The sequence below is a fragment of the Photobacterium damselae subsp. damselae genome (assembly GCF_038086725.1).
In the GTDB taxonomy this organism is placed as follows: Bacteria; Pseudomonadota; Gammaproteobacteria; order Enterobacterales; family Vibrionaceae; genus Photobacterium; species Photobacterium damselae.
On sequence record NZ_CP146970.1, the window covers coordinates 1,557,299 to 1,571,136 of the forward strand.

Consider the following 13,838-nt stretch of genomic DNA (forward strand, 5'->3'; position numbering starts at 1 on the left):
GCAAAAAAGAACAAAAAATTACATAACAAACATTGATATTTTACATTTGGTTGAATTTACCGACAAAACCTCTTTGGAATGAGATTTTCTGTAAGTTTTTAATGCAAGAAAAATGCTCACTTTCTATAATGGTCGGCTATTGTAATAAACGGAGCCAAACAATGAGGCTTGATAAATTCCTCTGTACAACCCTAGGTATTACCCGCAAAGAGGCCGGTAAGATTCTGAAAGATAAATTAGTTGAAGTAAACGGTGAGATCGTTAAGAACGGCGCACTTAAAGTGACTGATGAGTGCGATGTTGAATTCAGCGGTCGTACATTATCGCTTCAGGGGCCCCGTTATTACATGTTAAACAAGCCATCGGGTTATGTTTGTTCTCATGTCGATGATTTTAATCCTACTGTTTTTATCTTATTTGATGAAGTGGCACCAGAGCGTATGCATGTAGCAGGGCGCCTAGATGGTGATACTACAGGTCTGGTCCTTGTTACCGATGATGGTCAATGGTCTCATCGTATTACGTCTCCGCGTCATGTTTGTGAAAAAACCTACTACGTAGAGACTGCAGATCCTATTGAAGAATCCTATATTCAAGCGTTTGAAGAAGGGGTTCAGTTACGCGGTGAGAAAGAGCTAACATTACCTGCTAAGCTTGAAATCTTAGAAGAGAAAGCGGCGCTGCTAACGATTACTGAAGGTAAATATCACCAAGTGAAGCGTATGTTCGCAGCTATGGGTAATAAAGTTGAATTATTGCACCGTGAGCGAGTTGGGGCGATTGAGCTTGATGATGACCTTGAACCGGGTGAATATCGACCACTAACAGAAGATGAGATTGCTTCTGTTTTTAAAAAATAATCACGATTGACATAAAAGGTATAAATTACATTGGTTTATACCTTTTTTATTATAAGTTAACGTTTACATTATCGTTTCTGCTACTAAGAGTAAAAAATAGTAATCTATCGTTCGAGATATCCTGCTTTCTTAGGTAAAGAAATGTCAATTTTCTCATTTTGAACAGGTAATTGACTGGGAATTGTCGTACAATCGTTGTCCTCTTCCGACTCAAAATAGAATGCTGGCCAATGACCTCAAACCAACCACAAAAGCTGACATTTCAGTTTATTCTTTTATTGGGAGCAATTTCAGCTCTTACTCCACTTGCCATCGATATGTATCTACCTGCAATGCCAAGTATTGCGAAAGATTTTTCTGTATCGCCAAGTTTCGTTCAAACCACACTGACTGCCTATACTGCAGGTTTTGCAGTCGGACAGTTATTACACGGACCTTTGGCTGATAGTTTTGGCCGTAAACCTATATTAGTTATTGGTACAGTATGTTTTCTTATTGCAACGGTTTTAGGGGCGACAAGTACTAATATTACTGAGTTAACTTGGATTCGCGTAGCACAAGGTTTTGCGGGTGCTGCAGCGGCTGTGATTATTCAAGCATTAGTTCGTGATATGTTTGAGCGTGAAGAGTTTGCGCGAACTATGTCATTTATCACTCTTGTTATGACGGTTGCGCCATTGGCAGCACCAATGATCGGTGGCTACTTTTCTGTTTGGTTTGGTTGGCGTTCTGTTTTCTGGTTTTTAGCAGTTTTTGCTGCCATTGTTATATTTGCCATTCTTTTCAAAATAAAAGAAACACTACCAGAAGAAAAGCGTCTGCCATTTAATTTAGTCGGTACCTTGCGTAACTATTTTAAACTCATGACTAACCCTATTGCAGTAGGTTTAGTGCTAGCAAGTGGTTTTTCTTTTGCTGGTATGTTTACCTTCTTGACTGTTGGTTCGTTTGTCTACATTGATTTATATGGCATCAGTCCAGAGGCTTTTGGTTACTACTTTGGCTTAAATATTATCTGTCTAATTGTTATGACGAGTATCAATGGCCGAATGGTAAAGAAGAAAGGCTCTCATTGGATGCTACGTTTTGGTCTGACAGTACAACTGTTGGCTGGAATTGGCTTAATTGTTGGCCAGTTACTCAATCTAGGCTTGTGGGGCACAGTGATCCCTGTCATGATCTTCGTAGGTACTATTTCTATTATTGGTAGTAACACCATGGCATGCTTACTTGGCCGTTATCCTCATATGGCCGGTACTGCTTCTTCGCTGGCAGGAACATTACGTTTTGGTACGGGTTCGCTGGTGGGGGGAATTGTTGCCATGATGCCAGATGCAACAGCTTGGCCGATGGCAATGACCATGGCAAGTTGTGCTGTTCTTTCTGCTGGTTTTTACTGGCTATTATCTAGAGATGCGTAAGGAAAACGATGACGCGTTTTTATAATGAAATCTACACCGTAGTAACAACTGGTTTGTCAGAGCTTCGTGAGTCGCAAGAGGCAGGCAAAACACCTAAAAACCCAGTGAGCGAGACTCTATACTTAAGCAACTGGGTAACGAAGGCAATAAAGCAACAGCGGTTTGATACTTGTGTTGCGAAAGTTTTACTTAGTTGGCAACAACAGTCGCGCACAATGGGTAAGAATGCTCAGCTCACTACCGCATTTGAACATATTGCATCTACTTACGGTAAGTTAACTGATGCAGAGGGAAATAGTACAAATATTTCCAATGATACGATTCATGCTTTGTATCAAGATTTATCAGATGCTGGATGGTTGGTAACAACGGAATACGAAGTGAACCGTAAAGTGACGCATAAGACTGATGGTCAAGCTTCACTGGTTGTGTGTGTGAAACAGTATCAACAAGCACTATCGGAGTCAGGTGAGCTGATTAAGCCGATATCTCTTTATGTTCGTGGTGATGTAAAACAATTAGTTGATATGGCATATAAACACGGAATACTGCTATTTAAAGTAACTGATTATAAATCACTGGTAAAATACCACGGTGAATACATCGTTTATCCGGCAAATAATGGACCTCAATTGCCTGAATTACCAACTGTCTAGTTTTGGTATATTCCTCCTCTTGGTTTGAGAGAAATACAATTTGAGATAAATACAATGGCTTCCATTACGTGAAGCCATTTTTGTATCTGGTGATCGTGCATTGCAATATAGCTAGGGAGTTTAAGGGGGAGGATTTCGGTTACTATTTCATAAAAATTGGATAAAAAATAGTTGGGTAGAAAAAGAGCCCCATAATAGGAGCTCTTCTCGAATAACTTAACGTTCCCAGTATGCTTCTTCTAAGCAATCTTCACGCTCTGGTAGTCCTCTTGATAGGCGAGGGGCGTGCTGAATCAGTACTTCATAACTTGCACGGTTTGAATACTGGCAAATTTGAGAGAAAGATGAGTAGCTTAAGAAGTTACCATTGTGCTTTGCAGAGTTTGGAACATTGAATTTATGGTAGCGGTTCGCAGACATATCATGCAGTAGGGCAGAAAGTGCAGCATCACCGGCGCCATTAGTGTTCTTAATCTCAACTGGGCCACCAAGGTAAGGTGCGATATGAGAGTAAACACGAATAGGATTTTCACAGTCCGCTTTTTTCATTGGACGGCTAAATTCATATTTATTGAATTCAGGGATCTTGCCTGGTAGCAACGGCAATGATGATTCACGCTTCAATTCATCATCAGTGTAGCCTGCCATATATAGACCAACAGGGCCCGCGGTACAAAGAACAAGATCAACCCACTCAAGTGCCTTATCTGCTGCAAGAAGTGGATCTTTTTCACCAGTTAGTGCTTCACCTTCTTCTTCATTCATTGCAACACAAGTTACATGCTCTTTTAGGAAATCAATCCACCATTCGCGGCGATCTTCAATCACATACTTAGTACCCAGTGTTAAAACAACTGGCACATCATATTTTTTCGCATATTCAATGGCTTTAAGAGCAGAGTCTTTCATTGGATCGTTTGGTTTACCACGAACCAAGTAAGAAGAGAGAACCAGTGCAGAGGCTTTCTTAAAGGCTTTTTCTGGGATGTTATCAGGACGAAGCTGATTCATATCACCTTCATTAATCGCAAAGGTGCGTTCGCCATCTTCAGAAATTAGGGTATAGCAGCGACCGATAGGACCGTCTACAGGCTGTAGGTAGTCTAAATCCATACGGCAAGAGGTGTTACAAAGATAGCGGTATGCGTATGAGCCGATTTTTAGATCTTTACTCATAACACCTAGCAGAATTGATTTATCATCTGCTAAAACAGAGTAGTTATGAAGCGTATTACCAATTGTATCGCCAGGGTATTCATGGCTGATTAGGTTACGCTCTTTCAGCTCTTTATAAAGCAATTCCGCTTTATCTTCATCAAGCACTAATGAGTGGCCTTTACTCAGTGCGTGACGCTGTAAAAAGTCGTCATCAACGCGTGCTTCAATATCAACAATGGTTTGACCAACCCCAACAAGATGAGTCCGTGCTAGAGGATTCTCTTGCTGAATTTGAGCAACTAATGGATCTCGGGCATTGACAGGAAAGTAATGCTTTGACTTACGTTGACCAGGGAATTTCATGTGTGTAAAGGCTACAGGAATTAGGGAATTTTCCTATAGTCTACCATAAATCTGAGAGATAACTCCCATTATATTAAAATTAGTTTGTCTTTTTTTATCTTTTGCTTTTTTTTTGAACACAGCCATGTGAATTATGTTGTTTATACGTAATAAAACCTGTGTCTTATATGGTGTTTTATTAATCAATAAAGAGATAAAACTCAGCAAAGAACGTTATTTTTTGTTGAGTTAAATGCTAAAAAAGCTAGCTTGATTGGCTAGCTCTTTCCAAATGGTAAGAATAGAATGTTTTTATTGTAGGCGTTTTAATTCTTCACGAGCACTTGCGCCACCAACTGGGCGGTTAACAGAAATGGAACGTCCTTTCTTCATACCTTTTTCATAATCATCAGTTAGCGCTTTCATCGCTTCTTGTAGCTGTTGTTTAAAGGTTTCTCGGTCTAAGTTTTCAAATTCACGATCGATATAATTGGTCATTCTCTTATCGTGATCATCATCGGTTGTGAGAGTAGGTAGCTTCTCAAGAGCCCCTTCAATCCATCCGGCTAAAAATGAACCAACTCGACGATTTACTTCAGAAGAACTGGTGCCTGTACCTTGAAAACTATTACGAAATTGCCCTGTTTGTTGGTTCATCTCGCGATAGACTACATCAAAAGCAAATGCTGCAAAAATAGCACGCTCAGCCATACCAATAAACTCGGCCTGTTTTAACCCCTTGTAGTTGGTTAAAACACATTCAACACCAAATCGACGGTTGATTCCGCGAATAATTTTAAGAATCGATTGACTGATATCTGTTGGTAATAAGGTTGCTGATTTCGTTTTCCCCATCTTAATAAACTCGATATCATCTTTTTCAAGACCATATTTCAGCATTAAGCGGTGAGCCATACGTATGGCTTGCGCAGCCTCGTTAACATTGGCTGAATTACCTAGCTCTAAGCATTTGGCTATTTTCTGTAGTGCCTTTCGCTTTTTATCAGACATTCAATCACACTCGATAACAAAAAAAGAGGGCGCATATTTTACCTCTGAATCCTATCTTCTAGCAAGTAAAAGCCATAATCTGGTTATGGTGACTTGTTTTTATTCTGCTCTCTTTGTACTGTGCTTAGGTTATTGTTGAAAATAAAGATTCAGTTATGTCTGACTGTACACATTACATTGAAGTACCTTTTGAATATCGTCACTGCTGCTGGTTCTGTGGTGAGCCATTTTATGAACATGTTAGCTTTATGGCGACACCAAACTATGATGGGCAAAAGCACCCAATTATGTTGCCCAGCTGTCATGAATGTTTCGGTTTGGCAAAAGATCTCAAAGTTAGTAGCCTTGATTTATTGCGTGATAAGATCAAAGAAAAGCTACATCAAAAATACCAAAAGCATCTTCAAATAGGACTTAATTGGACTGAAGATGAACTTCGTGATTGTGAATTTGAAGGTAAAGCGCTGGAAGGATTTCGTGAAAGTGCCTGGATGATGTACCAAATAGCCAAAGAAAGAGTGAACTATTCTGGTTGGGATCTCGTTATTGATGGTATTCCTTTACCCAAGTTAACCACAGTTTATCAAGTTGAGTTTGATGGGGTGATTTACACCAGTTTACATCATGCTGTCACTCAATTAGCTCAAGCTTATGCGATTCCTGAACCATGGTTAGCCGATGTGGTTGAGTTAGTCGGGCGCGATAAATTATCGTATGCCTTGAGATTTTGTAAAACAACTTATGGGTATTCAGCACAAGAGCGGCAAGCTAGCTTAGATAGTTTAAAGATGCTACTTGCAGAAGAGGCAGCAAATCAGCACTCTTGTAATGCGGATGAAAAAAATCAGGTAGTACATGTTATTAAGCTTAATGTACTAAAAGAGTTGATGTTATACCGAACGCTTATTCCAACGATCCCTATTAAATGGGCTTTAGAACGGGGAATTACGACATTATCTGAACTTGCCAACAATGAAGAACTCTTTTTCAATTATTTCAATCAAGATAGTGAGTTAACTGCATTTACGTATTTTAATGCGCTACAAATCTATTTTGAGAAGAGAGAAGAGGATCCACTCTGGGCGCAACAGGACGATCCCAATCGTGAGGTATTTCTTCAAGTTCAAGGTTTGTGTTAAGGCTGGTTTTTAAGTTTTGCTGAGTCGTCAATAGAGAAAGCCCTAATCGAGACATATCGTATTAGGGCTTAGTTTTACAGGTCTGTTTACAGCATTACTTACAACGCTGCTGGTTTAGCATTTACTCTTGGTTTTGACGAGACCAAACCATGGTTTTTCCATTTTTATCAAAAGCAACAACATCATAGGCATCTTTCTTATCGCCGTACTCCATACCAGGAGATCCCATCGGCATTCCTGGTACTGCAAGGCCGATCATTCGCTTAGGCTTCTTATCTAGAAAACGTTTGATATCTGATGCTGGAATATGCCCTTCAAAAGTGTAGCCTTCAATTTCTGCGGTATGGCATGATGCTAGTTGTGGCTGTAAACCTAATTTAATTTTTACTGGTGTTAAGTTTTCTTCGTAGACAATATCTAGATCAAAACCATTATCTTTCATATGTTTTACCCACTCTTTACAGCAGCCACAATAAGGTGATTGATAGTTCGTACCTTTAATAGTTTCAGCCATAGTTTGCGTAGAAAGAGCAAGTAGTGATGCCATAAGAAGAGTTTTAATTTTCATAATATGAACCTAAATTTGTATCAAATAAATAATGTATTAACGTTGAGCGATAAATTGGTGTTAACGCATTAATTTAATGGAGGTCTTAATAATGGCTCATATTGATGAGAGTAATAACGATGTCGACTATGTTCCGGTCTTTCTGAGCGCATTTTAGCAATTGAATAGGGCATCGGGAGTAGCCCAGAATATGACACTTTCCCTATTTTCATAGAACAAGAGTCATGATCACAACAACTGGATGAAGTTGACATACTGTTATTATCGTTACAATCAGACTGGGTCATTTTATGTAATGAATTACAGCAAGGATCTGAAATTGGCTGCGATGTAACAGGTTGACACGAGACAGAAGAATGGACCGTATTACTATCAGTTGAAAGGCGGGTGTTAGGCATTGCAACACTTGAAAGTGATGTCAAAAATATGCTCGCGATTAAGAAGATAATCAATCGACGGGTCAATTTTAAGCCTAATCTGAAAATAGAGAATGGCCCGATTATATCGGTATTGAGGAAGGAAAAGCTAGAGAAAGCAATTGGGATATTTGCCCTATTTGTTACAGCGTGTTTCTGATTTAAACCGCATGCAGAATTCTTGAACTATTAGGGATAAAGGATATAAAGGCTTACACAAGGATGACAATCTCTTAGAGTGGCTCAGGTTTAATAGTGTTATTACATAGCCCAATAGTTTGGGCGGAATAAGAAGCGCTAGGATAAACAATGCAATATACAGAACAAGATCGACAAGTTTTACATGATACATGGATGAGTCATAAAGCTAAAATGCGTATTACGCAAATTGAAATGGCAAAAAAACTGGGTCTAACTCAATTGGAGTTTTCTGATATTTTACGAGGTAGCAAGACGATTGAATCGGGTTTTGTAAACGATTTTTGCAATCGCTTAGGTGTTGACCCTGTATTAACGCTACCATCACTACGTCAAAAAGCCGTTGCTGGTATGCCTGGAAGTGTGATGCTAAAAAATACAATTACCCTTGATGGTACAGTCCAGAATGTTACATTCAGCGGTAACCAAGTGGTCATTGAATATGAGCACAATATAAAAGCGCAGTAATCAGCTCTTATACCCAAGTAACCTCGCATCTTGAAGTCACTTGGGTATATACCAAACAATAAAACCCCCGTGGTGTTGATACATCCACGGGGTTTTTTAATGTTTTATTTTTAAATCAAGGAAATGAGAAATTTTTCGAAAGAGTTAAGATTCAGTCTCATCCCATTCAGGCACAAATAGATACAGTATTGCTGCTGCACTCATTGAGCCTAATAGATCTGCTGGCCAATGCATGCCTAGCCATAAACGACTTAAACCTACACCCGTTGCCCAAGTAATGATGATTGCTGCAGGTACATATTTACGGCGACGAATAAAGAATCCACCCCAAAACATAACGCATACTGCAACAAAGATGGTGTGACCTGATGGGAAAGAATATGACTCTTTCTTTTTCCATAAATCAGTACGCCAATGAGAGACTTGATCATCAACTTTAGCAACGGTTAATGCTTTATCTTCTTTACTTAATTGATAAAAATCTTGTGGCTGATCAATAACGTGTAGTTGTTGCAACTCATGAGTAAAGGGTCTAGGTACCGCGGTAAAATGCTTTAGTGCTGTTTTTGCCACCAAACTAAGTACTAAGATAATCGCAAATTGAATCCACAATTTAACCATCGTCTTACGAGGAAGGCGCATTACGATAGGGATAAAGCAGAGTAGAGCGATAGTGACCAGAAAAAATGGCTTGCCAGCAGATTCTGTCAAAATAGTAAAAATTAGTCCTAATGTATCACTCAAATGCGAGGTCAGTTCAGGCGCTGGGAAGATAAACATAGCGGCAATCATTGCAACTGAAAAACAGGCTAATGCAATGATATTCGGATATTTTTTATAAATATAAGACGAAATCATAAGATGTAAAATTCAACGTTGTTAAGTGCTGCGAGCGATAGTAGCGCAGAACTTGTGAAATAATTGTCAGAATTAAGATAAAACATGCTAGGAAATGGCAATAGAGCTAAATGGTATCATCGTTTGGCTGTGTTTATCTAGCCAAGTATTTGTGTTGGTTATGAATTGGTGTGAGGGATGATGTATTGCCAATAAAAAAAGATATTGGCGTGACACCTTTCACAGAATAAAGTATTTCTTTTCATTAATTGTGATTTTTGTCACGAATGCTTAGTTTTATTAAGAAAAGTTAATCTTAAAACAAAAAAAAGTTTAATAACTGAGGGCTATTGTTGCATCAGGTTTTAGCAGCAGATTTGCTTGCTTATTAATTGACGTTACAAAAGGGAGAGGGAATGAACATTTTAGGTTATTTCCAAAAGCTCGGTAATGCTTTGATGTTCCCAATCGCAGTACTGCCAGTAGCTGGTATGTTACTTCGATTTGGTCAGCCAGATTTACTTAATATTCCATTTATGGCTGCTGGTGGCCAAGCCGTATTTGATAACCTAGCGTTATTATTCGCAATGGGTGTTGCTGGCGGTTTTTCTAAAGACAATTCAGCAGCAGCTGCAATCGCTGCCTGTGTTGGTTATTTCATCATGACTTCGGCACTTAAGACATTAAATGCTGATGTGGATCCTGGCGTTGCTGGGGGTATTATTATTGGTCTATGTGCAGGCCACCTATACAATCGTTTCAATGGCATCAAGCTTCCTGAATTCTTAGGCTTCTTTGCTGGTAAGCGTTTTGTTCCAATCATTACGGGTTTGGTTGCACTTATCATTGCTTATATCTTTAGTCTTGTTTGGCCGCCAGTACAAGAGATGATCAACCACTTAGGCCAATGGATTCTAACAAGTGGTAAGCCTGGTGAGTTTGCATATGGTTTAGCTAACCGTCTATTGATCCCAATCGGTTTGCATCACATTCTAAATACCATGGTATGGTTCGTATTTGGTGACTACCATGGCGCAACTGGTGAAATTTCTCGCTTCTTTGCTGGAGACCCAAATGCAGGACAGATCCTAAGTGGTTTCTTCCCGGTTGTAATGTTTGGTTTACCAAGTGCTGCACTGGCGTTTTATGTAACGGCTAAGAAAGAAAACAAGAAAGTTGTTGGTGGTATGTTATTGAGTGTTGCGTTAACAGCATTCTTAACTGGTATTACTGAACCAATTGAATTTATGTTCATGTTCCTAGCTCCTGGACTATATCTTATCCACGCTATTTTGATGGGTGTGAGTCTAGTTGTTGCTTCATCATTGAATATTCATATGGCATTTAGTTTCTCATCTGGTCTGATTGACTATATGTTAAACTTTAACGCTCCAGCAGCTCATAATGCTTGGATGATTATTCCTCTTGGTATTGCAACGGGTGTTATTTACTTTGTACTGTTTGTTGCAGCGATTAAGTTCTTTAATCTTAAGACTCCAGGTCGCGAAGATGCACCGGCAGAAAACGCAAACCCTGAAAAAGCAGAAAATAATACTGAATTAGCTAAAGCATACCTTGAAGCTCTTGGTGGCAAAGAAAACTTAACCGATATTGCAGCATGTATTACGCGACTACGTTTAGGTATCGTTGACCGCTCTGTGATCGATGATGCTAAACTTAAGCAACTTGGCGCGAAAGGTGTGGTGAATGTTGGCTCTAATAACTTACAAGTTATCTTAGGTCCACTTGCTGAAAAAATTGCAACTGAGATGAATTCACTTTAAGTCATTGGATTTATCTTGTATTTAAGTTGTGATCTCAATTGACTGAATCCCCCTTTGGTTAATTGGTGTTAAACGGTCTGCATGTTTGTAGGCCGTTTTTTGTTTGTATATAATTTACAAAATTTCTGGATACGCTGTTGTTATCCATTTAAGTGTGACGTTATGAAAATTTTAGTTATAGAAGATGACAATACGACTCGAGACTTTGTCGTTCAGGGCTTGATTGAACACGGTTATGTGGTTGATGAGGCGAGCGATGGTCACCAAGGGTTAATGATGGCAACAAGTTGTGAATATTCTTTAATTATTCTCGATCGTATGCTTCCTATGCTGGATGGACTGAAAGTTCTTGCGGCTATTCGTGCAACTGAAAATAGCACTCCAGTTATGATTTTAAGTGCTATGGACAGTGTAGAAGAGCGAGTAGTAGGACTCACAGCTGGTAGTGATGATTATTTAATTAAGCCATTTGCCTTAGCGGAGCTTATTGCTAGAGCTGAAATTTTAATTAAACGCCATCATGCAACAACTCAAGTTGCTACAGAATATGTGTATGCTGACCTTAAGCTTGATCTGAAATCTCATCGCGTATGGCGTGGAAATCGAGTTATTAACTTGCAGCAGAAAGAGTTTTTGTTACTGCAGTATTTAATGGGTCATGCGGAAAGTGTTGTTTCTCGAATGAGCTTATTTGAATCAGTTTGGAATTACCATTTTGATCCTAAGACCAATATTATTGATGTTCACATTGCTAATTTGCGCAAAAAATTGGATGCCGAGGGGGAAGTGAGCCTGATTCATACCGTGAGAGGGGCTGGTTATGTTCTTCGTCAAGACTGATAATCTTGCAAGTTCATCGACCTATAAAGTGCTGCTTTATTTCATCGCCTGCGTGGCGATGATTTTTATGCTATTTATTCATCAAGTATTTGTTAGCTCAGAAGCCTTCTATCATAAGCAACTTGAAAGGGAGTTAACGAGTGAAGCCAGTACGTTTAGTTTGTTAGTAAGCGTTGGAGACATTAATAAGATATATCGGTTAATAGAGGAACGAAGCCGAGCATCTAAAACGTTTTTCTATCGTATACAAAAAAGATCGGGCTCTAAAACAAGCATCAACTACCCAGTATTACTCACTTCAGCTGATTATTATCACGAAGGGAATAAGCGTACTGAAGTTGTCGTTCGCTTATCGTCTACTGAAAAGCTGATTATTGGCATCAACCCAAATTTATTACGATCTTATCGAGATACAGTCACTCCCATTTTACTATCAGGTATCGCGATTCCTGTGATTCTGATGTTAGCGGGGGCAACACTTTTTTCCTTATCCATATTAAAAAAGTTGGCTCGCGTTAACCAAGGAATGAGCCGAGTAATTAGTGGGGAGAAAGGGGTAAAACTACCAGAAAGCAGTAATGATGATGAATTTAACCTGTTGACTAAGAAATTAAATTTTCTGATTGAGCAGGTTGAAAAAAACGAATCATCATTAAAAGATCTTTCCGTTGGAATGGCTCATGATTTGCGTACACCGATCGCTCGGATAAAGCTACGGTTAGAAAAGGTATTGGCTGCGAATCCTCAACCTTATACCAACGAGCTTGAGGCTTGTCATGACGATCTAGAAACGTTACTCAATATGTTTAATGGACTGTTGGAGATTTCGCGATTAAATAGTGGAAAGCAGGACGTTCATAAAGAGATCGCCCATCTTGATGTTATTGCTCAAGATGCCGTTGAGTTTTTAACCCCTTTAGCAGAAGAAAAACAGCAAGAGCTGATCTTTCGTGTAGACAGTTCATTTGAATTATCTGGTGAGCCAAGTTTGCTATTTAGAGCTGTGTACAACTTGGTTGAAAATGCGATTAAGTATACGCCTAAAAAAGGAACGATTACCGTTGTCGTAGATCCTTTTGGACTGGTTGTTGTAGATACTGGAATGGGGGTATCAAGTAAAGATAAGTTGCGAATTAAAGAACCTATGTTTAGAGCTGATGCAAGTCGAACAAAACAAGGTTATGGTTTGGGACTCTCTTTAGTTGATGCTGTGGTGCAAAGCCATGGTGGAGAACTGGTATTTAGCGATAATAAGCCAGGTCTGAGAGCTCGAATTCTATTTTCATCTTAAGTTATTTTTCTATTTGTTGAACACCCTGTCTCTTAAAATGACAGGGTGTTCAACCTGTTACTATATTAAGCGGCAACTTCTGTTAAAAACGCATCTTTTCTTGCAAGGAAACGGCTAACAAGATCATCAATACCATCTTGGCAGTATGGGCGTAGTCCACTCATAACCATGCGTTTCTTGCCTGTACCTACAATTTCACCATCTTCTTTAAAACAGAAATTGAGTGTTACGCTGCCTCGTTTGCCATCAGCATCAATTTCTGAATCTAATAGCTCTACAGTAGGGGCTTTAAGATCTAATCGAGTAAAATCAAGTTCCATACTCTCATAAACAACTAAAGGGCGAGCCGGATTAATCATGATTTCCTTAGATTTCATAAGCGGAACCATGATATGTGGAAAATTCATGCCTGAAAACTGCACATAATTCTTAGTAATTTGAGCGATCAAGGTTTCATCTGTAGTTGTTAATCCACTACGAGTAACGTGCATATATTCTTTGCATTTTTCGTCTTTAACTGAGATGTCGTTATCTGATTTTTGATAGAAAGTTAAAGCAATGCCATCACTGATCATTCCAGCAAATTCGAAACGCATTTTCTGACTTAGGCCTTCTTTTGCTAAGAATACAGAAAATAAAAGATCACCAGGAACACAAAAACGTTTGTTATCTTCGTCATGAATAGGATTGAAATCGCCCGCTACCTTTTTAGCAAAATGGCTAGCTTGTTGGCGTGTAAAAGAAAACGCATCGTTGTGATCTGAATAGTATGAATCTAAAAACATATCTGATTTATTTATACCTAAGTCTCTTAACTGTTTGCATTGTACAACATTATTTCACGTTAAA

At 39.0% G+C, this 13,838-nt stretch carries 13 protein-coding genes; 8 read left to right on the forward strand and 5 right to left on the reverse strand.

Annotated features, from left to right (window positions below; genetic code table 11):
- Nucleotides 1–161: 161 nt before the first annotated feature.
- The 3 genes from rsuA (at nt 162) to WAX86_RS07120 (ending at nt 2,937) form a co-directional block, all read left to right on the forward strand.
- Nucleotides 162–860 (forward strand): 16S rRNA pseudouridine(516) synthase RsuA, encoded by a 699-nt coding sequence (gene rsuA, locus WAX86_RS07110; RefSeq protein ID WP_068969294.1) that lies wholly within the window; start codon nt 162–164, stop codon nt 858–860.
- Nucleotides 861–1,090: 230 nt separating this feature from the next.
- Nucleotides 1,091–2,281 carry a Bcr/CflA family multidrug efflux MFS transporter gene (locus WAX86_RS07115; protein WP_341489342.1) on the forward strand — a complete coding sequence of 397 codons (1,191 nt, stop codon included), beginning with the start codon at nt 1,091–1,093 and terminating at the stop codon, nt 2,279–2,281.
- A gap of 8 nt (nt 2,282–2,289) precedes the next feature.
- Entirely contained in the window at nt 2,290–2,937 is a 648-nt protein-coding gene (locus WAX86_RS07120; protein WP_148109222.1) for a DUF2913 family protein, read from the forward strand.
- A gap of 216 nt (nt 2,938–3,153) precedes the next feature.
- Here WAX86_RS07120 and WAX86_RS07125 read toward each other — a convergent pair whose 3' ends face one another.
- Both WAX86_RS07125 and WAX86_RS07130 read right to left on the reverse strand, forming a co-directional pair.
- The gene (locus WAX86_RS07125; RefSeq protein ID WP_005299590.1) at nt 3,154–4,458 is read right to left on the reverse strand and encodes an inosine/guanosine kinase; all 1,305 of its coding nucleotides are present in this window, start codon (nt 4,456–4,458) and stop codon (nt 3,154–3,156) included.
- A gap of 291 nt (nt 4,459–4,749) precedes the next feature.
- Nucleotides 4,750–5,448, reverse strand: a complete 699-nt coding sequence (locus WAX86_RS07130) for a DUF2786 domain-containing protein (protein WP_005299587.1) — start codon at nt 5,446–5,448, stop codon at nt 4,750–4,752.
- A gap of 155 nt (nt 5,449–5,603) precedes the next feature.
- On the opposite strand from WAX86_RS07130, the gene WAX86_RS07135 reads away from it, so the two are divergent.
- Nucleotides 5,604–6,587: a hypothetical protein gene (locus WAX86_RS07135; RefSeq protein WP_341489343.1), complete on the forward strand. Its 984-nt coding sequence runs from the start codon at nt 5,604–5,606 to the stop codon at nt 6,585–6,587.
- A gap of 121 nt (nt 6,588–6,708) precedes the next feature.
- Here the strand turns inward: WAX86_RS07135 and WAX86_RS07140 are convergent, their stop codons facing one another.
- Nucleotides 6,709–7,155, reverse strand: coding sequence for a DUF411 domain-containing protein (locus WAX86_RS07140; RefSeq protein ID WP_005299584.1), 447 nt, complete (start codon nt 7,153–7,155; stop codon nt 6,709–6,711).
- A gap of 725 nt (nt 7,156–7,880) precedes the next feature.
- Here WAX86_RS07140 and WAX86_RS07145 point away from each other — a divergent pair.
- Entirely contained in the window at nt 7,881–8,237 is a 357-nt protein-coding gene (locus WAX86_RS07145) for a helix-turn-helix transcriptional regulator (RefSeq protein WP_065172099.1), read from the forward strand.
- A 144-nt stretch (nt 8,238–8,381) separates the two neighbouring features.
- On the opposite strand, the gene WAX86_RS07150 is transcribed toward WAX86_RS07145, so the two are convergent.
- Entirely contained in the window at nt 8,382–9,095 is a 714-nt protein-coding gene (locus WAX86_RS07150) for a phosphatase PAP2 family protein (RefSeq protein ID WP_005299581.1), read from the reverse strand.
- A gap of 395 nt (nt 9,096–9,490) precedes the next feature.
- Here WAX86_RS07150 and nagE point away from each other — a divergent pair, with 395 nt between their 5' ends.
- The 3 genes from nagE (at nt 9,491) to WAX86_RS07165 (ending at nt 12,989) form a co-directional block, all read left to right on the forward strand.
- On the forward strand, nt 9,491–10,858 hold the full coding sequence (gene nagE, locus WAX86_RS07155) for an N-acetylglucosamine-specific PTS transporter subunit IIBC (RefSeq protein ID WP_065172098.1): 1,368 nt from the start codon (nt 9,491–9,493) through the stop codon (nt 10,856–10,858).
- Nucleotides 10,859–11,020: 162 nt separating this feature from the next.
- Nucleotides 11,021–11,698 (forward strand): response regulator transcription factor, encoded by a 678-nt coding sequence (locus WAX86_RS07160; RefSeq protein WP_005299578.1) that lies wholly within the window; start codon nt 11,021–11,023, stop codon nt 11,696–11,698.
- Nucleotides 11,679–12,989, forward strand: a complete 1,311-nt coding sequence (locus tag WAX86_RS07165) for a HAMP domain-containing sensor histidine kinase (RefSeq protein WP_171027695.1) — start codon at nt 11,679–11,681, stop codon at nt 12,987–12,989. Before WAX86_RS07160 ends, WAX86_RS07165 begins: the two co-directional genes overlap by 20 nt.
- Before the next feature lie 65 nt (nt 12,990–13,054).
- Here WAX86_RS07165 and WAX86_RS07170 read toward each other — a convergent pair whose 3' ends face one another.
- Nucleotides 13,055–13,774 (reverse strand): DUF3581 domain-containing protein, encoded by a 720-nt coding sequence (locus WAX86_RS07170; RefSeq protein ID WP_005299574.1) that lies wholly within the window; start codon nt 13,772–13,774, stop codon nt 13,055–13,057.
- Between the last annotated feature and the right edge of the window lie 64 nt (nt 13,775–13,838).

Bases quoted from the DNA above. Each gene is read 5' to 3' on its own strand.
- rsuA (WP_068969294.1), top strand. From the start codon at position 162: ATGAGGCTTGATAAATTCCTCTGTACAACCCTAGGTATTACCCGCAAA.
- WAX86_RS07115 (WP_341489342.1), top strand. From the start codon at position 1,091: ATGACCTCAAACCAACCACAAAAGCTGACATTTCAGTTTATTCTTTTA.
- WAX86_RS07120 (WP_148109222.1), top strand. From the start codon at position 2,290: ATGACGCGTTTTTATAATGAAATCTACACCGTAGTAACAACTGGTTTG.
- WAX86_RS07125 (WP_005299590.1), bottom strand. From the start codon at position 4,458: ATGAAATTCCCTGGTCAACGTAAGTCAAAGCATTACTTTCCTGTCAAT.
- WAX86_RS07130 (WP_005299587.1), bottom strand. From the start codon at position 5,448: ATGTCTGATAAAAAGCGAAAGGCACTACAGAAAATAGCCAAATGCTTA.
- WAX86_RS07135 (WP_341489343.1), top strand. From the start codon at position 5,604: ATGTCTGACTGTACACATTACATTGAAGTACCTTTTGAATATCGTCAC.
- WAX86_RS07140 (WP_005299584.1), bottom strand. From the start codon at position 7,155: ATGAAAATTAAAACTCTTCTTATGGCATCACTACTTGCTCTTTCTACG.
- WAX86_RS07145 (WP_065172099.1), top strand. From the start codon at position 7,881: ATGCAATATACAGAACAAGATCGACAAGTTTTACATGATACATGGATG.
- WAX86_RS07150 (WP_005299581.1), bottom strand. From the start codon at position 9,095: ATGATTTCGTCTTATATTTATAAAAAATATCCGAATATCATTGCATTA.
- nagE (WP_065172098.1), top strand. From the start codon at position 9,491: ATGAACATTTTAGGTTATTTCCAAAAGCTCGGTAATGCTTTGATGTTC.
- WAX86_RS07160 (WP_005299578.1), top strand. From the start codon at position 11,021: ATGAAAATTTTAGTTATAGAAGATGACAATACGACTCGAGACTTTGTC.
- WAX86_RS07165 (WP_171027695.1), top strand. From the start codon at position 11,679: ATGTTCTTCGTCAAGACTGATAATCTTGCAAGTTCATCGACCTATAAA.
- WAX86_RS07170 (WP_005299574.1), bottom strand. From the start codon at position 13,774: ATGTTTTTAGATTCATACTATTCAGATCACAACGATGCGTTTTCTTTT.